The sequence below is a fragment of the Shewanella sp. MF05913 genome, from assembly GCF_059758095.1.
Genome location: NZ_JCAYNT010000027.1, coordinates 24,836 through 45,294 on the forward strand (window position 1 = coordinate 24,836; position 20,459 = coordinate 45,294).

Consider the following 20,459-nt stretch of genomic DNA (forward strand, 5'->3'; position numbering starts at 1 on the left):
TTCGGTGTGAACCGGCCAGTCATTTCGGTATCGTCCGGCCACCTGTTTCGGTGTGAACCGGCCAGTAGTTTCGGTATCGTCCGGCCACCTCTTTCGGTGTGATCCGGTCAGTCGTTTCGGTATCATCCGGCCATCTTTTTCTTTCTTCGTTTCAGGTGCTGCGGCATAACTGGGGTTTCCCTGTCAGCCGGAGCTTGTATGACACGCAAAAAGAAATTGATGAGAACCGATATGAGAACTTATCTGGAAGTGTTCCGGCTGTGTTTTGACGATCAGCTGTCCCACCGCCAAATTGCCCTTGCCCTGGGCATTGGCCGCTCGACTGTGACTGATTTAATTGCCCGCTTTAATAACCTCAACCTTGCATGGCCTCTCGCCCCAGAGGTGTCCTTAAATACCCTTGATCAGGCTCTGTTGCCAGGACGTGATTACCAGACCAAACGGGTCTTGCCCGACTGGTTACGTATCGATTTGGAGTTAAAAGATCCGAAGCTAACCAAGCAGTTATTGTGGCAGGAGTACCAAGCTGAACATGGCCGCGCAGCGCTGGGATATACCCAATTCTGCGAACATTATCGCCGCTGGAAAGGCTCGCAGCGCCGTTCGATGCGCCAACAGCATTATGCAGGCGAGAAACTCTTTATCGATTTCTGTGGCCCCACGGTGCCCATTGTCGACCCGCGCACTGGCGAAATCCGCAAAGCCGCCATCTTCGTGGCCACCTTAGGTGCATCCAATTACACCTATATCGAAGCCTGTGCCGGGCAGGATCAGCAGTCCTGGCTGATGGCCAACAGCCGTTGCCTGAGCTTTTTAGGCGGTGTGCCGACCTTATTGGTGCCGGATAATCTCAAGGCTGCTGTGGCCAAAGCTGACAAGTTTGAGCCGACCATCAACAGTGATTACCAGGCACTGGCGCGACATTACCGATGCACCGTCATGCCTGCGCGTCCTTATAAACCAAAGGATAAAAGCAAAGTAGAAGGTGCTGTGCTGATTGTTGAGCGCTGGGTATTAGCGCGGCTTCGCCACCAGATCTTTTACTCGCTGGAGGCACTGAATCAGGCGATCCGATTGCTGAATCACCAGCTAAACGAGCGGCCAATGAAAGCTTATAACGGATTAAGCCGTAAAGACTTGTTCCAACAAATTGACCAGCCTGCGCTCAAAGCGCTGCCTGCATTCCCGTATGAATACACCGAATACAAAGTGGCCAAAGTGGGACCGGATTACCACCTGCAGTTCGATAAACATTACTACTCGGTACCGCATGCCTTGTGCGGTGAGCGGCTGGAAATACAGGCCACTGCCACCATGATCTGGGTGCATCACAAAGGCCAGTGTGTGGCGCAGCATGTGCGAAGTAGCAAAGCCTTCGGTCAAACCTCGGAGTTATCACACTTGCCACCAGCCCACGCCGCGCATCAGGAATGGGGGCCAGAGCGATTAAGGCAATGGGCAGAGAAAATAGGGCCGGATACGCTAGGCGTGGTGCTGGCGATAGAGAAGCGTAAAGCTCATCCGGTCTTGGCACAGCGCACCTGTCTGGCACTGCTTGGCCTGCAAAAAAGTTATGGCAGCAAACGGCTGGAACGCGCCTGCGGCATGGCACTGCAACAACAGGCGACGTTCACCGGCTTTATTAAAAACTTGCTGAAAAACGGCTTCGATCAAACTCAACCTGACACCGAAAGTAGCGCCCCAGCACTTATACACACCAACTTACGTGGTCCTCACCACTACCAATAAGGACAGAATAATGGATCTGATCATGACACAATTACGCCAGCTGAAAATGGCGGCGATGGCCAAAGCTCTGGAGCTGCAACGGCAAAATCCGCATAACTACAACGGCTTGAGCTTCGAAGAACGATTGGGCTTATTGGTGGAGCAAGAGCAGTTCTCACGCGACAACACCCGCCTGATGAGGCTGCGCAAAGATGCTGGGCTGCGACTTCGGGCCAGTCCGGAGGAGCTGAAATACCCGGCACGACGCGGCATACGACCAGAGCAACTGACCCCCCTGCTGCAAGGGCATCACCTGAACTACGGCCAAAACGTACTCATCACGGGAGCAACAGGCTGCGGCAAAACCTATTTGGCCTGTGCGTTGGGAGAACAAGCGTGCAGACAGAATAAAAAGGTGAGGTACTACCGACTGGGTCGCCTGATGGAAGCGTTGAAACTGGGGCATGCCGATGGCAGTTATTTAAAGCAATTAAGCCAGTTGCAAAAGCTGGACCTATTGATCCTGGACGACTGGGGGTTAGAAGGATTTAAGGGTAAACAAATCAGCGATCTGCTGGATGTGATTGAAGACAGATACGAGCAACGCAGCACAGTGATCGTTAGCCAATTACCGGTCAGTGAATGGTATGGACTCATGGAAAATCCGACGGTAGCAGATGCGCTGTTAGACCGATTGATCCACAACGCCCATCGACTGGAATTAACAGGAGAATCGCAACGGAAAAAAAGTCTGGCTAAACCAGCGGAAGTACGTTAAAAAGTGAGGGGTTACGAAGAAAAGATCAGATGGCCGGACGATACCGAAACAGCTGGCCGGACAAACCGAAATACGCACATGATGGTCTTTTTGCAAAAAAAGTTTTTAACTGATAGCTTTGTAAGGAAATAAAATGCTAATTGCACGTAATCTGTCAGACATATTTATTCAAACTCTTGAGCAGGCTATAGACAGTGTCGTCGTCATTGACTCTCAAAACTGTATAGTCCTGTTCAACGCAGCTGCTGAAAAGTTGTGGGGGTATTCCAGGGATGAAGTGATTGGGGAAAACGTAAAAATTTTGGTACCTCTGCATATCCGACCAGAACATGACAGTTACATCAATGCAAATAGAACAACCGGAATTAACAAAATTGTAGGGACTAGTCGAGATGTACCAATTCACCGTGAAGATGGCGGTTGTCGCTGGGGTGCAATGTCTATCTCGAAGGTAGAGAGCGAGGGGCAAATTCTCTATACAGCCTTTATTAAAGACGTAACTCAGCAGTATTACGAAAAAGAAAAGTTACGGCTTTTATCTCTGGTGACAGACCAAACGGACAGTGCAATTATTATCACTGACGGACAATGGAAGATTATTTATGTAAACGCTGGATTTGAAAAAGTGTTCGGCTACACGGCAAAAGAGGTTGAAGGACTTCATCCTACGGCTTTACTTACTCCGAATTTATCTCAGACCTCAATAGCCAAAGTGCATGAAAAATTGCTTAATGGGCTGCCCGTTAAGTCGGAAGAGTTGACATATGTAAAGAGTGGCGAGCGGATCTGGAGCAGCATCACTGTCAATCCCATTCTTGATGATCATAATAGCTTGACGCATACGGTGAGTATTCTTTCTGATATCACAGGCGCGAAAATGCATGAAGTTATGCAACATTGCATTCTCGATGCGATGGCCAGAGAAGAGCCTCTTGAGAACTTGATGGAAATTGCGTGTCGAGAAATTGAGCGTATAGCTCCTGAAATTATAGCAGCGGTGCTTCAGGTTGATGATGAAAATAAGTTACACCCTCTAGCAGCACCTAGCCTGGAACAGGCTTATAAAAACGTGCTCGAAGGAATGCCAATAGGCGAGTGTGTAGGAACCTCCGGCACGGCGGCGTTTCGCGGAGAAACGGTTGTAGTAAGTGATATTGAAACCGATCCGTTATGGATGGACCTTCGAGCGGACATTCTTCCTCTAGGCATCAAAAGTTGCTGGGCTACCCCCATTAAAAACAGCAAAGGGTTATGTGTTGGAACCCTGGCATTTTATTACAAAGAGAAGCGCCAACCATCAGCATTTCATCAGCGATTAGTTGAAGCCATCGTTCCATTGTGCACTTTGGCGATGGAGCGAGAAGAAAGCCGTCAGAATATACGTCAGTTAGCGTTCTATGACAGTTTAACGGAGCTTCCAAATCGCAGCTTGTTACACGCAAAGGCTGAGCATGCGCTTATTGAAGCCAAACGAAGCAAGACGACTTTAGCTGTTCTCTTTATAGATATTGATCGGTTTAAGCAGGTGAATGATTCACTTGGTCATCCCGCCGGTGATGCATTACTCCAACAATTTGCAGAGCGTTTGAGCTTTCAGCGTAGACAAACCGACATTGTTAGTCGTTTGTCCGGTGATGAGTTTGTCGTCGTCTTACCAGGATGTGAAGTGAGTAATGTCACCGAAATTATTGAGGAAATAAAGCTCAATATTTCGCAGCCTTGCAAGATCGGAGGCTCTACCTTGTCACCTTCTGCCAGCATAGGGATTAGTTTATACCCACAAGATGGCCATGACATAGGCTCACTTATCCATCGTGCAGATATGGCCATGTATCAGGCGAAGAGCACTGGTCGAGGCCAATTTAGCTTTTTTAGTCATGAACTGAATCAGTTGGCTCAAGAGCGCCAGGAGCTCGAAAATGCTTTGCGAGAAGCGATAGAAAATAACGAACTAAAACTACACTTTCTACCTCAAATAAGCATGTCTGAAGGTAGATTATATGGCGTTGAAGCGTTGGCTCGCTGGGAACATCCTAAGTTTGGAACAGTATCTCCAGCTCGCTTCATCCCACTTGCAGAAGAATGCGGGTTAATTGGAGTTCTGGGCCACTGGGCTATTAAAGAAGCCTGTCAGCAAATGGCGATCTGGAGAAGAAAAGGGATCAACATTCCTGCAATCTCCGTGAATTTGTCGCCTAGTAATTTCCATAACTTAGACTTGTGCGGAATGATAACGCAAACACTAACTCAACATAACCTGCAAGCGAGCGATTTAACATTAGAGCTGACAGAAAGTGTTTTACTCGACACAAATCCCAGCACAATGAAAGTGCTCAATGAGGTTCACGCTCAAGGGATACGCTTGGCAATGGATGATTTCGGTACCGGTTATTCGAGTTTAAGCTACTTACGCAGATTACCAATCCATGAATTAAAGTTAGACCGAAGTTTTGTACTGGATTTAGAAAATGATGCAACCAGCCGTGCTCTGAGCGATGCAGTCTTGCGGATTGGTGAAAGTTTGCAATTAAAGGTGGTCGCAGAAGGTGTTGAAGAGGAAGGTCAGTATCAGATTTTGAAGGAGCAAGGTTACCATGTTGCTCAAGGATACTTACTATCAAAACCGCTAAGCTCCATTGACTTGGAGCAATGGATCCAAAATGCAAAAACAGTCTAAATGTTCATACTATTTGCTATTGAAGTGCATTGTGTCGACGGGAGTTCGAAATGTTTTTAAATAAAAAGTTAAAGGAACAAGTTCTGCAGCTACAAGAAGAATTGTCTTCTCTGCAGCAAGTTCAAAGGAGCTTAGATAGTGAAATGTTGTCCGTAATTATGGACCCAAAAGGAAGCATAACAGCGGTTAACTCAAACTTTGAACAAGAAATGATATACAGCGGTAGTCAGTTGATGGGTAGATCGTGGCTTGAGCTTGTACCTCCTTATGCGCAAAAAACTGATCATTTCCGGCGAATGAAAGAAGCGCTCCAACAAGGTAAGCATTGGGCTGGTGCCGCTCAAGTGTACCGTGGTAATGGTGAAGAAGCCTGGTTAAGAGTGATTTTGCAACCAGTACAAGATACGAAAGGTAAAGTTCTGCATGTCTCCATCTATGCCAGTGACCTGACTAGGACAATTGAAGCATCCAAGGAGCATGAGAACCTTATTGAAGCATTACAGCGTTCTACAGCCGTGATTGAGTTTGACCTCAACGGTCATGTTATTACCGCCAATAATCGTTTTCTCAACGCTATGGGCTATGGTCTGGCACAGATCGTGGGTAAACATCACCGTCTATTTTGTACAGAGCAGGAGTATAACTCTGATCGTTATCGGTCATTCTGGGCGAAATTAAACCGAGGAGAATTTGTCGCCGAGCGCTTTCAGCGTCTGGACAGCCGTGGTGATATCGTATGGCTTGAAGCGTCTTACAATCCCATATCCGATTCACATGGAAGGCTCTATAAGATTGTGAAATTTGCGACCGTCATTACCGAACAAGTTGATCGCGAGTTAGCAGTAGCACAAGCGGCAGATGTTGCTTATGAAATTTCGCAACATACCGATGCAGCATCAGTTCGTGGCAGCGAAGTGTTAAAGGAAACGGTTACTGTGATGCAGGAGCTTTCTGAGCAAATGGAAGACGCGTCCGCCGGTATTGCCGCGTTAGATAAACAATCGCAAATTATAGGTACCATAATCAAAAGTATCAGTGGTATTGCCGACCAAACCAATTTGCTGGCATTAAATGCATCGATTGAAGCAGCAAGAGCGGGTGAGCAGGGACGCGGTTTTGCGGTGGTGGCAGATGAAGTGCGCCATCTGGCATCTCGCACGACTAAAGCGACAGTAGAGATTATTGATGTCGTACTCCAAAACCAAAAACTAGCTGAACAAGCGGTAAAGATTATCGAACAAGGAAAGGTGCAGGCTCATCATGCGCTAGAACTCTCCGCTCAATCGGGTTCGGTGATGGTTGAGATCCAGGATGGGGCTAAGAAGGTTGTTAGTGCTGTAGGGCAATTTACCAATCACTTAGATCCATAACCGCTCCATTCCTCGTGCTATCCTTTCTTTGGAGGTAGGATTACGGACAACATTTAGCCTTAAAATCTTTGAAAAAGTAACAGATAAAACAGCGTTAGTTTATAATTCAATGAATGCGTTCAGGCCGTCAGTGTTAGCCTTTTTCTTCTGGCAGGAAGGGAGAAAGTGATCACTGATGGCCACCCAATCTTTCGAGCTGCGCCGGATATAGGTTCAATAAATGTCAAAGCACATCAGAACCTGACTAAACATAAAGCAGAATTCATATTTACCTAACTAGCCACCACAGTATTCCAAATAAGAGCATTATCTGTACCAGTCTTTATAGGTAGTTTATGCTTTACAAAACTGAACTAAAATTAAGTGTGTTTTTGACTGTCATGATAGTCATTATCAGCGAGGCAGTTTACCTAAATAAAACCCATGATTTTTGCTCGAATGAAATCTATGGAGAATATTTAGCTCCAGATAAGGTGCACAAAGCTGTTTGAATGGATAATTGTCTTTGTATAGGCTTTAGAGTTTCTCCAGGTATTTTCAAGCTCTTTCTTACGTGCATTTACTTTATCACACCAAGCAAAATAAAATTTCTTAGCTAAGTCCATCAGAACCTCTTTACTGCTAACAATTTCATCAAAAGGAAAAACCACGCTTTTAAGCAGGGACAACCCTTTTGAGTTTTTAAAATACTGCAACGCTAACGTAAAAATTCATCAATCTCAAACCTTTGGTAGCGAGTACCTAGTACCATTTCAATTTAGTTATGATCGATTGAGCTACCATTCCAATGGTAGCTCATCGGTCTTTATTAATACTTTCAAAGAACGACTTTCTCTCGGAGTTCGGCTGATCAATTTGTCTGTTTCTAACTTCAAAATTGTCTGATGAACTGTTGGGGCTGAAACACCAAAGTACTTCTGGATATCAGCCTGAGCTGGCGGATACCCATTCACTTTGCTGTAATAATAAATGAAAGCAAGGTATTGGCCTTGCTTCACACTAAATGCGGAATTAATTTTTTTCTCTGTGGGGATCGACATTTTTAAGGCTTTGTGATCAATTATCGTCTTTGATAGATGAGAGTATCATGCCATGAATATCACTTACCTTGTAGAGTTGACCCAAGAAGAACTGCACACCTTAAAGACTTTATTAAGCAAGGGCCTACACAATGCTCGCTTGTTAAAACGAGCCAACATACTGTTGCTTGCAAACCAACATCAACACAGTGATAAAGATATCAGCCAGTTACTCAATACCAGTACCTCTACTATTTACCGAACCAAAAAACGCTTCGTAGAAGAAGGACTGAAGGTCGCACTCGCCGAAGGAAAACGAACAGGGCAACCCAAATTACTCTCAGCTAATGATGATGCAACATTAGTTAGCATTGCTTGTAGCGAGCCACCAGATGGCCGCGCTCGCTGGACATTATCACTCATCGCAGACAGATTAATTACGCTGACAGAGCTTGAAAGCGTATCGCTGGAAACCGTCCGTCAACGGCTTAAAAACAATGAATTAAAACCATGGCAAAAGAAGATGTGGTGTATTGGCGAGTTAGATAGCGACTTCATTGCGCAGATGGAAGAGGTACTTGATATTTATGCAATGCCTGCGGATGAAAAACATCCTGTGGTTAATTTTGATGAAGCAATGAAACAACTGGTGTCACATGTGAAACCGCCCAAATTAGCTTCGCCAGGACACTTAGCTAAAGAAGATTACGAGTACCGGCGTGAAGATGTGGCCAATATCTATCTGATGTACGATAGGCATAGAGGCTGGCGACATGCTAAAGCAACAGCAACCAAGAAACGAGAAGACTTTGCAGCGTGTATGCGGGATTTGGTTGATGTTCATTATCCTGATGCCGATAAAATCCACTTGGTTTTAGACAACTACACAACGCACTCCCCAGGCTCTTTATACAAAGCTTATCCAGCAGCAGAAGCTCGGCGTATCTTGAAGAAAATTGAATTTCACTACACCCCAAAACATGCCAGTTGGTTAAATATGGTAGAAATTGAGATAGGCGTGATGAACAGACAATGTTTGGATAGACGAATTGGCACGTGGAATGATCTGCGGCTTTCTCTTAAGGCTTGGGAAACAACCAGGAATAACGAGAAGGCTAGTATTAATTGGATGTTTGATGTAGATAACGCCCGGTCGAAACTCAACCGAGCTTATAAGTTTTTAAACAGTCAGAATTAAATGGAATTAGTACTAGATGATATTTAAGAATTTTAAATACCTACTTGCGGCTTGTTGCGGCTTTATGATCTGGTGAGACACTTAAAGGACATCAAATAAATAGAGGTTCTTACTATGCAACAATATGTGAACACCCCAACAGACTTGTTAAGCAATGAGCAGTTGTCGCAGCTTATGCAATACTTTAATGACCAATACCGAGTTGGCACTCCAGTAATTAGCGATGCTGCATTTGATTTGATATACACACCTATCTTAAAAAAGCGTATACCCAACCACCCTTTATTAACAAAAGTGCAGCCAGAGTCAATTAACGCACTTAACACCCGTTATGAACACAAACAGGCCATGCTTTCAACTAACAAAGCATATGAACACAGTGATATTGAATCATTCATTCTTCGATGCCAAAAAGCCGCTAGTGAGCTTGGCATTAATGACGACTTATTATTTAGAGTATCACCAAAACTTGACGGGCTTGCTGCTTCTTACATAGCGATTGACAAGAAAATTTATACTCGCGGTGATGGAAAATACGGCAACGATATAAGTCATTTGTATGCCAATGGCTTAACGATAATCGGTAACGCTGATAAAGATGCTGTGGGCGAGATTGTTGTACAACAGGATTACTTTAATTCGATGCTAAAAGAGCAGTTCGCTCATCCACGAAATTTTGTTGCAGGACTGGCAAACTCAATCAACCTAAGTGACGCTGGCAAAATGGCACTAAAAGCAGGCGCTGTTCATCTAGTGTTTTTTAAGAACATTGAATGTCCTTGCGTCAATGGTAAGCAGCTGCTGGATAATTTAGACGATTTATGTGAACAAGCTAAACACTCTTTGCCTTATGTTACGGATGGTACAGTTATCGAGGTGATTAACGATAAAGTTAAATCATACATGAGCCATAATGAACGACACAACCATTGGCAAATTGCTAAAAAGTCAGTTGGTGAAATTGCAGATGTACGAGTTCAAGGCGTTGAATGGGCTGTAGGGCGTAATAAGATAACGCCAGTTTTGTTGTTAGAGCCAACATGGTTATCTGGAGCACTCATAAAAAGGGTAACTGCACATCACGCAGGAAATGTAAAATCCCTTGGATTGGGCGAGGGGGCTTTAATTTCAATAACTCGAAGCGGTGAGATCATTCCTAAAATTATAGGCGCAATAGAATCTGTGGCACCTTCTATTCCCACAAATTGCCCATGTTGCAACCAACCAGTTCAATGGGTTAATGATGCGATTACTTGTACGTTTGATGGATGTTCAGAACGACAAGTGAGCGCAATCGAATACCATTTTGCAGTGTTAAAAGCAGATCTGTTCGGACGGCAAACGGTGAGACGTATGGTTGCCAATGGTTACACCTCATTATCTTCAGTATACAGCATCACTTACGAACAATTGCTTTCGTGCGGCTTTGGCGAAGTCCAAGCTAAAAACTTGCTAGATGAAATTAATAAAACTACTAACCGCCCGATAAATGATTATTTAATCTTGGCATCATTGGGTATTCACGCCCTTGGAAAAGGTTCAAGTAAAAAGCTTTTAAAGCACATCGAAATTGATGAACTTAATGAATTGTCTGCTAACCAGCTTAATTCAATTGATGGATTCGGTGAACTAACCGCTTCTAGTATTACTTCCGCTATTACAGAACGGTTTGAACAGATTTCATATCTTATCTCGATTTTAAATGTTATTCGGACTCCGATGATAGCGAAGCGTTCCGATGTTGAATTGCCATTGAATCGTCTCAGCATCGTGTTTACGGGAAAAATGACGCAATCAAGAAGTGATATGACCTCAGAAGCTGAAAGCTTAGGTGCAGTGGTGCAATCTGGCGTTACAAAAACGACAACATATCTCGTGATCGGTGAAAATGTGGGCGCAACTAAAATTAACGCTGCAAAAGCCAAAGGTGTAGAAATTATATCCGAAGCAGAATACACACAAATGATATCCGCTCTATAAAAGAAAAACCTACAAACGCGCCGAAATATCGGCGCAAAAGGAATCTACATGAAAAAATTTATCTCATTATTTCTGCTGTTACTTTTGCCACTTGCAATATCCCAAGCGTTAAATAACGACATCATAGCGATAAGCTATAGTATTGTTATTCCATTTGTTTTTATCTGCAAATTATGGCTACTTAAAGTCTCTGATGTACCCTCTAAACGATATAAATTAATTGTGCTGTCGTTGATGCTGTCTGTCATCTGCGCGTGGAGCTTGGTTATCCACACTCATTGGCATAGCGTAGAACTTTATTACTATTTAGAATTTCCATCACTTGTCATTGCAGCTGTTGGTTACTTTGGATCTATATTACTATGCATTGTTTTTTATCGAAACGGCTGGTGCTTAACGTTGTTCAAGCCAAACTCGAAATTGACATTCTCATACGATCCTCATGAGCGAAAAATGGTTTTGCACTTTTCAGGGACAAAGAAGAATTTTCGGCCAGCATTTAAATCAATCAAATTATTGTTAAATCATGTTTTAACAAATGAAAACGTTTATGTGATTGAACTCAAATCCCCGATATTATCTAACGATAAATTTAGAAAACGTGTAGACGAATGTATTGATTGTGCTAATAATTTGTCTGGTGAAAGGTTTTTTATTGTGAAGCAATGCGCACCCTATTCACCACGCCGAATAGTAAGGCTTGGTTACTGGCTTACTTTCACACAAAAAGATTTCAAAAATACCCTAAAATTCTGGCGTCTATCTAAAAAAACCTGGGAAAAGTTAAATATTATTAAACAAAATAGATAAAAATAGGCGTAAATCAAAAGGACGTTGATATGGAAATTGCACTTAAAAAAATTTCAATTATTTCCCAATGTATCGCTGTATTTTTAGCGTTGTTATTCATTTTTAATCAACAGGCATTGCCCGCATTATTGGTTATGATTGTGCCGGTGTTCTTTTGGTGTTTTACTGCCGTTTTACTAGAGCAGTTATAACTCAGTTGCCGAGTTATGATTGCGGGGTATTCTGGTTTTAACGAATACCTCACAAGGCAAGCAAATATGGATTTTCACATTCCTCAACACCTCTTAAACAAACCGCTTAGAATTTTGCTTATTGGCGCTGGCGGTAGCGGTAGTCAGATTGCCACTGAATTATTTCAGATGGATTCCTTGCTCAGACAACTTTCACAACAATCAGTGTATATCGACTTAACGATTGTTGATGGTGACACTGTTTCAATATTCAACGTGGGTAGACAGGGTTACTACCTTGGCGATATCGGGTGCAACAAAGCTGATGTGCTTGTTAATCGTTTTAATAATTTTGGCGGTACAAACTGGAAATCAATTCCAAAATACTGTTCGCCTAAAGACATTAACTTTAGCCAATTTGATTTTGTTATTACTGCCGTTGATAAAGCACAGTTCAGGGTTGAGCTAGGTCAGTTTTTCAAAAACACCCATTCTCACAGTGATTTGCTTTGGCTTGACCTTGGAAATGGAGCGAACACAGGTCAGGTGGTCTTAGGTCATGCGAATACCGTTATTCGAAGTGATGGTGTGCGATTACCAAACGTCTTTGATTTGTATGGCGATATGCTAAAAGAAATAGATGATGAAAAGGAAGATACGCCCTCATGCTCTACTGAGGCTGCATTAACAAAACAAGATTTTGGTTCGAACCGAGCAGTAGCAGGGCAGGCAACACAGTTGATATGGCAACTTGTTCGTTATGCAAAAATTTCACATCATGGCGCATTTGTTGATATTGCGAATGCAGTTGTACAACCTTTAAAAATTGACCCACAAGTGTGGGCAGTATACGGTTATGAAACACAAAAATGTGCATAAATGAACATATAAAGAATGCTCACATAGCCGCTGAAAAAGCGGCTGCAAGTCTAGGGTATTCTAGCTTTAACGAACTCAATAACAGTGATAATGAACACGATAAGCAAATTGCCAGAAGCGCATTTGATGGTGCTTTTTTCTACGATTTATCACCAAATTTAAAAAGAAGAGATTAAATATGTTTAAAAAAAAGCTAGTTGGGGAAAATGAAAACGTGGAAGAAGAAACCAAACCACAGCAAAAACAGAAACTTAGGTCAAAAGTATTGCTTAACGTAACGGATGATTTGGGTTTGAGTTCGCCCACCCCAATTCTAATTGATGTTAATGAGATAAGGTCTGTTGAATCACTTAAATTGATCAACGGCAGGGTAGAACAAATATCCAGAATAACACTCAAAACACCTATAACCCACTTTTTGGGTGACGATGATGAAATGTATAGCGATTTTATCTATCACTATGTTTTTGAAACTGTGTTGGATATTAACAAGCTTATAAATGGATAGTGCATTCATCTTGTAGTTGCGGCTTTCTGATAGTGGTTAATAGTAATTAAGACTCAACCACAAAAGGAAACCAATTTATGACTACGGCATCAATTACACGTGAACAAGCGAAAGCACTCTATGAATTTTGCACTAAAAACAATCTTGATGAATGGTTTATAGCTAAAGACCATGGCGCATATTTTGGCGCAACAGCTGGCAGCAATAACGCAGGCAATTTTTCCAACTCTATTCATTATATAAAAGGGTGTAATCCCGACCAAGATGAAGAAAAAGAGGGTGATTGGTACGACAATGCTCATGATAAATTTGGTGGTGATGACTTCGGCATTCATTTGCCAACATCATGGTTGAAAGCATTTTTTACCGATGAAACATTAAGTAAAAAGCGCAACTTTAGCATTAGAGTTAACAAATCTTCTGTCTCACTGATTTGTTAATGTAAGTTTAACCTCATGCCGTGTCGAACGATTGAATTCGGCATGGCTGTTTTTAGGATTAATAAACTTTTCAATTACAAAATTAGAGTCGAGAGGTGGAAATGACTAACTTTATCAATAGAAGCGGCAGTTTTAACTACTCGGCTTTTGTTAAACATATCTCAAATCATCTGGCACATGGTCAGATTATTAACCCCAGGTGCGTAAGAGAAACACGAGCGTTCGGCAATACTGATAATATTCAAAAGGCTGAAAAAGAACTTAGAATGGCTTTCGATACTCAATTAGGCAGTATAAATCCTAATTTTAAACGGAAGCGTTCGATCCATGGAGGTTACGAATACCAACGTATAATCGAATAATCCGATTGATTTTTTTGACTTTCACCTCAGTATGGTTAAATGTTTGCAAATAGTATTTAACCCTATCAATATTAACCAACTGAATTGAGGTGATCATATGCTTAAAATTATGCTATCTATTATTTTTACCTTTTTCATTTTGTCGCTTATTAAAACAATATGGAGAGGTCTTCGTGGTGAAGAAGTTGCAACTACGCGAGGCAAGTCAATAAATTACAATAGGCGCGACCCTTCTTGTAACAGCACCCCAAATTTAACCGCTGCTGGAGCTGCTGGAGTTGCTGGCATTATCGCAAGCGAATTTTATGATACAACCATTTCTAATGACATTAAATTTCATGAAACAAGCGTTACTAATGACGTAGATGAGATAACAGAATATTCCGGACTTGAAATTGAGATAAATCCATCCACAGGGCTACCAATGATTGATAATTCTATCGATGTTGCTGGTAACCCATACGGTTTTGATTATTCTATGGATATGCACTCTGATTTACTTTCTACAAATAATGACATTCCCGATATTGATGATGGTTTTGGAAATAGTTTTGTTGAGTTTGATGATAGCTTTAGCAGCTTCAATGACTTTTAATGTTAGAGAGTACACCTCAAAAAACAACCTGCATCCAAACTAATATGTTAAAGCTGCAAGCCTGACATACATCTTTCAGTTTACTTTATTGGTTATCGGCCGCATTTATGCGTAGTTGCGCGAAATGACTTTCAAGCGATCATGTTTTTACCAGCGAAATACAAGGTATCAACATGAACACAGCAATCGACTTCCAATACATTGAAAATAACACCCATGATGGCTTTGAAATGGCAGTAGCTAGAGCGCAAAAGCTATTTTTAGATGGCTGGATAGTCACGCTTGGCCTGAGCGGTAAGGATTCAGGCGCTGCTTCTATTTGTCTTGTAGAAGGCTTACGACGAGCTAAGCAACAAAGAGAAGATGTTGGCCCGTTACATATTGTCACAACAAACACGACCTTGGAAAATATCGTTCTACATGATTACATGTTGACTTTGCACGAAGATTTAATTGCTTATGGTGATGCACACGGTTTACCTATTCAGTGTCATGAAATTAAGCCCTCATTGTCGTCCCAACCCATTGTGGAGTATATCTGGTGTTACATATAAGTTAAATATATCGTAGACACTAGCTTTCTATATAAATCATAAGGTTAAATCAGGTTGTTTTAATCATTATGTCCATTTATTTACTATTTAGCAGCCGGTATTCTAAGGCGAATATCGATATAATGTATGACAATGTTGTTTATGTTTTTGAGAATATGTCAATACGAAATATTTACAGGCTTTGGTTTATTTTGAATTTGTCCACTTATGGTTATAAAGATGTTCTGGTCAAGTCCAACCGGACACTTTTCTAAAAGAAATTTCTAAATCAATCGGTGACTGATCAGCATTTGCGGAGTGCAGCCGTTCTACATTGTAATATCTCATATATTTCGCCACATCATCACGCATATGTTGTAAGCGTCCGGGCAACTACACCTACCTTTTAAAATTCCATGGTAACAGGCTGTCTATATCCGGTGCTGGTTGGCACAGTTCATTAAGACAAGCCATGATGTAATCAAATGGTAATAAGCCATTAACCTTTGCGGTTTCTACAATGCTGTAAAGCGTGGCACTAGCATGAGCCCCATTAGCTGTCTGACTGAATAACCAATTTTTGCGGCCTATCACAAACGGTTTTACCGCTCGCTCTGCACGATTATTATCAATACTCAGTCTGCCATCATCAACATAACGAATGAGTTTGTGCCATTGATTAGCCAGGTAATTAGCCGCCTCTATCAGTTTGGTATTACCCACTAAATTCGGTTGGTTTTGCTCAAGCCATGCTTTTAGCTTGTCCAGTATAGGCACACTGACTGCTTGTCTTGTCGTGTATTTATCATCCGCACTTTTATCTTTAACGCGTGACTCAACGCCGTACAGTTTTTGGATAAGGCTCAATACCACATCCGCTTTGCCGGTTTTATTTTTACCTTGCAGCTTTTTGGCTTCAATAAATTTACGACGCGCATGCGCCCAGCAGCCAGTTAAGGTTGCCTGTGTTTTTTCATAAGCTTGATAACCATCTACGTGCAAGTACCCTTGATATCCATCAAGATAATTAACCACGCACGCGGCCGCGCGACTATTGTGAAAATCGTAAAGCACGATATTAGGGATAGGATTATTCGGGTCTGGTGAATCTCGACCTGAGCAATACACCCACATGTAGCTGTTCACTTTATCGGATTTCACCACCTTTAATGGCGTTTCATCGGCAAACAGCGTGGGCTGCTTTAACAGCTCGGCTTTAAGTCGCTCAACTAGTGGCGCGAAGAGTGCGGCGGATTTGTCTATCCAGCTGCTCATGGTCTGGCGACTGAGCTCAATACCGTATTGCTTGAACATCGCTTCCTGGCGATAAAGCGGTAACCCGTATTGGTATTTACTGGTGATAAGCTGACTGAGCAAACTGCTCGTCGCGATACCTTTATTAATCGGCATTGCAGGCATTGGTGCTTGTTTTATTGGCGTATTCGTCGAGGATTTATCACAGTGACGGCACGCGTATTTAGGCCGAATGTGCTCAATGACTTTTATTTGCGCTGGGATAAACTCAAGCTTTTCTGACTTATCTTCACCCATTTTATGTAGCTCACCGCCACAGAAATCACAGGTTTTATCTTCAATGTCGTGGATAACTTGCTCACGGGATAAGTCTTTTGGCAGTGGCTTACGCACCGGTTTTTTGCGGGTATAGCTAATGGATTGTTGCTCAGCCTCAACGGCTTCAACAATCTCTTCTACTTCATTGAATAACTCGCCTTGCCCTACAAAGCCTTCAGCACTTTTGCCGAATTGTTTTTGTTGGGCCAGGCGCCAGCGTTCTTCTAGCGCAGCGATTTGAGCATCTTTTTGTAAAGATAATTGCCGCTCATTTTCGAGCAGTTTTTCCAGTTCAGCAATGCGCTGTTGAAGGGCGAGTACATTTTTCATGACGCCTATTTTAAGGCGTAACCAGCGGGTTTCCAGTGCTAAATGAACATCCTTTGATGATCATCAATCGATCGCAAATATTAAAGTAGTTGCTTACCTGCGACATCAATTTTGCTGTGACCAATGACATCATAACCCGACAATAACCAGTGTAATTGTTGCTCGGTTAATGTCATGGAGGGTGACATGAGTTTTGGCCATTTGAACTTATGTTTATCTAATCGCTTATACCACAGCGCAAAGCCGGTATTATCCCAATAAAGCAGTTTGAGCTTGTCACGGCCTTTATTACAAAAGACAAATAGCGCACCACTGAGCACTGGGAGTTCAAGCTCAGCTTCCACTAAGGCGGCTAACCCATTAATCGATTTTCGAAAATCGACCACATCGGCACATAAATAAACGGTGGGCACATCAACAAACATCTTCATGCCATTAGCCCTTTAATAATGGCAACGATATCGGTCGTTGCTAAATCTGCAGGTAGGGTGAGTTGGCCGGTGCGGGTATCAAACTGCAGTGTATTTTGATGAGTGTGCTCGCAGACGTCAGTGGTGGTTTGTTTTAGTTGAATAAAGCGTGATGATGTAGCGCGCGTTGGCAAGGTTGTTTTTTGCTGGTTCTCAGCCTGTAAAGTACGTTGTTTATAATAAGTGGTAATCGAGACATTATGATGTTGGCAGAATTCAACATTAGTGCCTTTGAAATTGCTACGCTGCTGAAGTAACCCTAGCCACTGTGCCGCAGTTCTGTATGTTTTCATCACCTACTCCAAATTATCATTGAGCAGGTATTTTCAAATAGGCAGATTAACGATGCGAGGTGTGGTTCGCTAGACGGTTACCATATGTTGACGAGTTGGCTGTGGTACTTTTAATAACCAATCGTGTTTCAAACTACCAAAAAATCGCTCCACAACATTATTCTTTAGGTACATCCGAGGGTTTTCGCAATTACATAACGAGAAACAACACTGTTTTTTTAACGAATATGAATTATAACTGTACAAAAAAACAGTTTGGTATCGAAACATCGAAAAAATTTTTGATGTTAATCGTAAATAGATTTACCTCAAGATGGTGTTTTCATAAGTTAGCGGTAACGATGTTCAAACAAAGTTTAAATTGGATTTTTCTAACACCGAATGGGGCAGAAATGTGCTGACCATGCTAACTTGAAAATGGACAAAAACGATTTAGGGGATTGTCCTAAATCATTTCTATCAGATTAGAAAAAGTATTTTGAAACCTTAAATACTTTGTTAACTCTGCAGCCTAACTTAAGTGTCTAACATATCCCACTCATCACCTAGCATCCAACGTAATGCAGATAGCTTTCCATTAATCATTCCCCACTCGAAGTCTGACCAAGGACCTGTATCCTCGTACCTATCTTCGACTTTTTGAGCTGCTCTTATTGCTCCATCGAGGATATGCTCGTGGATCACATCATTTCCATAGCATTCAGTACCTTCTGGAACTACCTCGATTTCTCCATGCTCTATTTTCCACATTCGGTTCTGATGACGGTTATACCAAACTTTGTCTACTAACTCGTCCATTACATCAAGGATTTCACGTAAACCTCTTGTCTCCTCGGTATAGTCATACTCAAACTTAAGACCTGCTAAAATATCTTCGTTGATCGAATTTATTGCTGATATCAGATTGTTGAAGTAACAGACGTTTTCTTCACTAAATATTCTGTCAAAGTCTGCATGAGGCTTTCTATGATCTTTGGCGGAAAAGTCATTGTGATTATGAGTGATAAAATAACTGCTATCAGTTGATTCTATACCCAGTGAAAACTCATGAAATTGCTCAATAATTACAGCGTCAGCTACAGAATTTTTACTGATATGGAATGGAGCTTTTTTATCTAAACCTCTTTGAACTGCTGCAATTTTTGAACGCTCACTAATACCAATTCGTTCCGCCGACTTTATTAGCTTTTCTACTCTGTTAATTGTGGTGTAGTTCGCATCGGTCAGGAGAGGAAGTCGAGCATTAATATCATTTAATACCTCAATAGTTTGCTCCTGATTCTCGCCAGCAAACTCTCTTACAACATCTTTAACTTGTTTGAACTCTTGAGAAAGTCGTCTTGCTGTCTTATTTGCAACATCTTCTTTATTTCTTTCGTACTCTTCAGCTACTAGATCTGTTACAACCAATTTTGCCATGCCTGCTGCAACCAGTTCCTCCAATGCTGAAACTAAAGGAAGATCTTGTTTTTTCGTTGAAATATCGAGAAGCACACAAGTATCAAGAAATAAATAAAACATAATACCTCAAATATGATGAATTTCCGCTGTTAAAGTATCTTGTTACACTGCAAGATCACTGATCTCAATGTCGCCATAAATATTGTGTTTTGCAACGCGCAATTTCAAGTGAGACAAGTTTTCATTTTTCCTTACCAGCTCACTGATAGTTGATTTATCAAATTCATTCATACTGTAACCAAAAATGATAGATTCAAAGGCATCAAACGGTATTCGTTTGAGGTTTATTTCAGAGTAACTTTGGAGCATAAGGGAGAGTTCATTAGGTAATTCAACTCCAAAGTCTGGTTGTATAACTGGTCCTTTTTTTTCGTCACAGAATATTAGAGGGCATACAATTCGAGTTTCATCTTCAGAAGACCATTGTTTGGCTTTCGAATATAGTAGCCGTTCCGAAAAATTAATTACATCAATACCATTGCTACTAATAGATTGCATAACTGCTAATGGATTAACAAAGTCCGGAACCTGGAGATTTTTCAACGGAACACCATTTATTCTCATCATACCTTTGTAATATGTAAGAGAAGCTCTTTTATCTGGAGTGTAACTAACATCTTTCGGGGGAAATTGATTAAAAAACGCATGATTCTCATTGAAAGTAACAGCTAGTCCTTTCCCTTCACTAGCGTAATGTGTCCACATAAGTTCATTTGTGTCCGACTTTGACAGAGATAAAACCCCTAACTGACAACTTAGTGCCTCAACCAAAAATGAGTTGATTCTTTCAGCCGCTTGAGTCAGTTGCTCCCGATCATAATCTTCCATTGAATTGTAGCCTTCTTGAGCTAGCATATGCGGGAAATGGTCTCCATATCGAGAGCCACACGGTTTTAGAAAGAAGTTTTCTAATTCTTCATTTGATGGGACATAGGAAGAATCGGTTTGCATTTTATCATCTTCTTTTTTGGCCCATGCATAATCCGCTGGTGAAAACTGATTAAAATACGGCCATAGTCTCGCCTCACTCCCCTTATCGTTAAGATATTTAGGCTGGGTCATACGAAATAAACCGTTTGATATAAATTCTACTCGTGGTGACCAACGATTAGTTCCATTATCGAAAACCAAACCATAATACTTAACAAGCATTTATTCTGCCCTTTAGTGTAAGCCTACCTATGCAACATAGAGTCACCATTTACACACATAATGCTCTATAGTTCATGCTCTTGCAATTACATAGACCATCAATTAAATCACAACGTCATGTGTTTGAATGCAGT

Annotated in this window: 20 protein-coding genes; 14 read left to right on the plus strand and 6 right to left on the minus strand. The window is 41.7% G+C overall.

What is annotated here, in order from left to right; genetic code table 11:
- Positions 1-198: 198 nt before the first annotated feature.
- The 4 genes from istA (at position 199) to AC19MV_RS21090 (ending at position 6,553) form a co-directional block, all read left to right on the plus strand.
- Positions 199-1,749, plus strand: coding sequence for an IS21 family transposase (gene istA / locus AC19MV_RS21075; RefSeq protein ID WP_248065740.1), 1,551 nt, complete (start codon positions 199-201; stop codon positions 1,747-1,749).
- 10 nt (positions 1,750-1,759) lie between these two features.
- Positions 1,760-2,506, plus strand: a complete 747-nt coding sequence (gene istB / locus AC19MV_RS21080; protein ID WP_498309854.1) for an IS21-like element helper ATPase IstB — start codon at positions 1,760-1,762, stop codon at positions 2,504-2,506.
- A gap of 133 nt (positions 2,507-2,639) precedes the next feature.
- Positions 2,640-5,183 (plus strand): EAL domain-containing protein, encoded by a 2,544-nt coding sequence (locus AC19MV_RS21085; RefSeq protein WP_498309855.1) that lies wholly within the window; start codon positions 2,640-2,642, stop codon positions 5,181-5,183.
- A 50-nt stretch (positions 5,184-5,233) separates the two neighbouring features.
- Positions 5,234-6,553 (plus strand): methyl-accepting chemotaxis protein, encoded by a 1,320-nt coding sequence (locus tag AC19MV_RS21090; protein ID WP_498309856.1) that lies wholly within the window; start codon positions 5,234-5,236, stop codon positions 6,551-6,553.
- A 776-nt stretch (positions 6,554-7,329) separates the two neighbouring features.
- Here the strand turns inward: AC19MV_RS21090 and AC19MV_RS21095 are convergent.
- Positions 7,330-7,593 (minus strand): LexA family protein, encoded by a 264-nt coding sequence (locus AC19MV_RS21095; protein WP_223418192.1) that lies wholly within the window; start codon positions 7,591-7,593, stop codon positions 7,330-7,332.
- Positions 7,594-7,645: 52 nt separating this feature from the next.
- Here AC19MV_RS21095 and AC19MV_RS21100 point away from each other — a divergent pair, with 52 nt between their 5' ends.
- The 10 genes from AC19MV_RS21100 to AC19MV_RS21145 all read left to right on the plus strand — a co-directional run bounded on the left by AC19MV_RS21100 (position 7,646) and on the right by AC19MV_RS21145 (position 15,068).
- Positions 7,646-8,770 (plus strand): IS630 family transposase, encoded by a 1,125-nt coding sequence (locus AC19MV_RS21100; protein WP_223418185.1) that lies wholly within the window; start codon positions 7,646-7,648, stop codon positions 8,768-8,770.
- 174 nt (positions 8,771-8,944) lie between these two features.
- A complete protein-coding gene (locus tag AC19MV_RS21105) occupies positions 8,945-10,750 on the plus strand; it encodes a BRCT domain-containing protein (protein ID WP_498309857.1) in 1,806 nt (601 codons plus the stop codon).
- 48 nt (positions 10,751-10,798) lie between these two features.
- Positions 10,799-11,560: a hypothetical protein gene (locus tag AC19MV_RS21110; RefSeq protein ID WP_432339159.1), complete on the plus strand. Its 762-nt coding sequence runs from the start codon at positions 10,799-10,801 to the stop codon at positions 11,558-11,560.
- A gap of 29 nt (positions 11,561-11,589) precedes the next feature.
- A complete protein-coding gene (locus AC19MV_RS21115; RefSeq protein ID WP_182771557.1) occupies positions 11,590-11,751 on the plus strand; it encodes a hypothetical protein in 162 nt (53 codons plus the stop codon).
- A gap of 66 nt (positions 11,752-11,817) precedes the next feature.
- Positions 11,818-12,609 (plus strand): PRTRC system ThiF family protein, encoded by a 792-nt coding sequence (locus tag AC19MV_RS21120; protein ID WP_432339158.1) that lies wholly within the window; start codon positions 11,818-11,820, stop codon positions 12,607-12,609.
- A complete protein-coding gene (locus tag AC19MV_RS21125; protein WP_182771559.1) occupies positions 12,600-12,785 on the plus strand; it encodes a hypothetical protein in 186 nt (61 codons plus the stop codon). Before AC19MV_RS21120 ends, AC19MV_RS21125 begins: the two co-directional genes overlap by 10 nt.
- A gap of 2 nt (positions 12,786-12,787) precedes the next feature.
- Positions 12,788-13,117: a hypothetical protein gene (locus tag AC19MV_RS21130; protein ID WP_432339157.1), complete on the plus strand. Its 330-nt coding sequence runs from the start codon at positions 12,788-12,790 to the stop codon at positions 13,115-13,117.
- 77 nt (positions 13,118-13,194) lie between these two features.
- Positions 13,195-13,557 (plus strand): DUF3085 domain-containing protein, encoded by a 363-nt coding sequence (locus AC19MV_RS21135; protein ID WP_432339156.1) that lies wholly within the window; start codon positions 13,195-13,197, stop codon positions 13,555-13,557.
- 459 nt (positions 13,558-14,016) lie between these two features.
- Positions 14,017-14,514, plus strand: a complete 498-nt coding sequence (locus AC19MV_RS21140; RefSeq protein ID WP_498309858.1) for a hypothetical protein — start codon at positions 14,017-14,019, stop codon at positions 14,512-14,514.
- Positions 14,515-14,687: 173 nt separating this feature from the next.
- Positions 14,688-15,068 (plus strand): hypothetical protein, encoded by a 381-nt coding sequence (locus tag AC19MV_RS21145; RefSeq protein WP_432339154.1) that lies wholly within the window; start codon positions 14,688-14,690, stop codon positions 15,066-15,068.
- Between the two features lie 378 nt (positions 15,069-15,446).
- Here AC19MV_RS21145 and AC19MV_RS21150 read toward each other — a convergent pair whose 3' ends face one another.
- From AC19MV_RS21150 to AC19MV_RS21170, 5 genes are all read right to left on the minus strand, one after another.
- On the minus strand, positions 15,447-16,949 hold the full coding sequence (locus AC19MV_RS21150; RefSeq protein WP_498309859.1) for an IS66-like element ISShes9 family transposase: 1,503 nt from the start codon (positions 16,947-16,949) through the stop codon (positions 15,447-15,449).
- An 80-nt stretch (positions 16,950-17,029) separates the two neighbouring features.
- Positions 17,030-17,380, minus strand: a complete 351-nt coding sequence (tnpB, locus tag AC19MV_RS21155) for an IS66 family insertion sequence element accessory protein TnpB (protein WP_182680735.1) — start codon at positions 17,378-17,380, stop codon at positions 17,030-17,032.
- Entirely contained in the window at positions 17,377-17,712 is a 336-nt protein-coding gene (locus tag AC19MV_RS21160; protein WP_182680734.1) for an IS66 family insertion sequence element accessory protein TnpB, read from the minus strand. Before AC19MV_RS21160 ends, tnpB begins: the two co-directional genes overlap by 4 nt.
- Positions 17,713-18,228: 516 nt before the next feature.
- Positions 18,229-19,233, minus strand: a complete 1,005-nt coding sequence (locus AC19MV_RS21165; RefSeq protein ID WP_432339145.1) for a PIN domain-containing protein — start codon at positions 19,231-19,233, stop codon at positions 18,229-18,231.
- Between the two features lie 42 nt (positions 19,234-19,275).
- Positions 19,276-20,325, minus strand: coding sequence for a DUF2971 domain-containing protein (locus AC19MV_RS21170; protein WP_432339146.1), 1,050 nt, complete (start codon positions 20,323-20,325; stop codon positions 19,276-19,278).
- Positions 20,326-20,459: the final 134 nt, after the last annotated feature.

Bases quoted from the DNA above. Each gene is read 5' to 3' on its own strand.
- AC19MV_RS21100 (WP_223418185.1), top strand. From the start codon at position 7,646: ATGAATATCACTTACCTTGTAGAGTTGACCCAAGAAGAACTGCACACC.
- AC19MV_RS21130 (WP_432339157.1), top strand. From the start codon at position 12,788: ATGTTTAAAAAAAAGCTAGTTGGGGAAAATGAAAACGTGGAAGAAGAA.
- AC19MV_RS21165 (WP_432339145.1), bottom strand. From the start codon at position 19,233: ATGTTTTATTTATTTCTTGATACTTGTGTGCTTCTCGATATTTCAACG.
- AC19MV_RS21145 (WP_432339154.1), top strand. From the start codon at position 14,688: ATGAACACAGCAATCGACTTCCAATACATTGAAAATAACACCCATGAT.
- AC19MV_RS21115 (WP_182771557.1), top strand. From the start codon at position 11,590: ATGGAAATTGCACTTAAAAAAATTTCAATTATTTCCCAATGTATCGCT.
- AC19MV_RS21150 (WP_498309859.1), bottom strand. From the start codon at position 16,949: ATGAAAAATGTACTCGCCCTTCAACAGCGCATTGCTGAACTGGAAAAA.
- AC19MV_RS21085 (WP_498309855.1), top strand. From the start codon at position 2,640: ATGCTAATTGCACGTAATCTGTCAGACATATTTATTCAAACTCTTGAG.
- AC19MV_RS21095 (WP_223418192.1), bottom strand. From the start codon at position 7,593: ATGTCGATCCCCACAGAGAAAAAAATTAATTCCGCATTTAGTGTGAAG.
- AC19MV_RS21105 (WP_498309857.1), top strand. From the start codon at position 8,945: ATGCAATACTTTAATGACCAATACCGAGTTGGCACTCCAGTAATTAGC.
- AC19MV_RS21135 (WP_432339156.1), top strand. From the start codon at position 13,195: ATGACTACGGCATCAATTACACGTGAACAAGCGAAAGCACTCTATGAA.
- AC19MV_RS21140 (WP_498309858.1), top strand. From the start codon at position 14,017: ATGCTTAAAATTATGCTATCTATTATTTTTACCTTTTTCATTTTGTCG.
- AC19MV_RS21090 (WP_498309856.1), top strand. From the start codon at position 5,234: ATGTTTTTAAATAAAAAGTTAAAGGAACAAGTTCTGCAGCTACAAGAA.
- istB (WP_498309854.1), top strand. From the start codon at position 1,760: ATGGATCTGATCATGACACAATTACGCCAGCTGAAAATGGCGGCGATG.
- AC19MV_RS21125 (WP_182771559.1), top strand. From the start codon at position 12,600: ATGTGCATAAATGAACATATAAAGAATGCTCACATAGCCGCTGAAAAA.
- AC19MV_RS21120 (WP_432339158.1), top strand. From the start codon at position 11,818: ATGGATTTTCACATTCCTCAACACCTCTTAAACAAACCGCTTAGAATT.
- AC19MV_RS21160 (WP_182680734.1), bottom strand. From the start codon at position 17,712: ATGAAAACATACAGAACTGCGGCACAGTGGCTAGGGTTACTTCAGCAG.
- tnpB (WP_182680735.1), bottom strand. From the start codon at position 17,380: ATGAAGATGTTTGTTGATGTGCCCACCGTTTATTTATGTGCCGATGTG.
- AC19MV_RS21110 (WP_432339159.1), top strand. From the start codon at position 10,799: ATGAAAAAATTTATCTCATTATTTCTGCTGTTACTTTTGCCACTTGCA.
- AC19MV_RS21170 (WP_432339146.1), bottom strand. From the start codon at position 20,325: ATGCTTGTTAAGTATTATGGTTTGGTTTTCGATAATGGAACTAATCGT.
- istA (WP_248065740.1), top strand. From the start codon at position 199: ATGACACGCAAAAAGAAATTGATGAGAACCGATATGAGAACTTATCTG.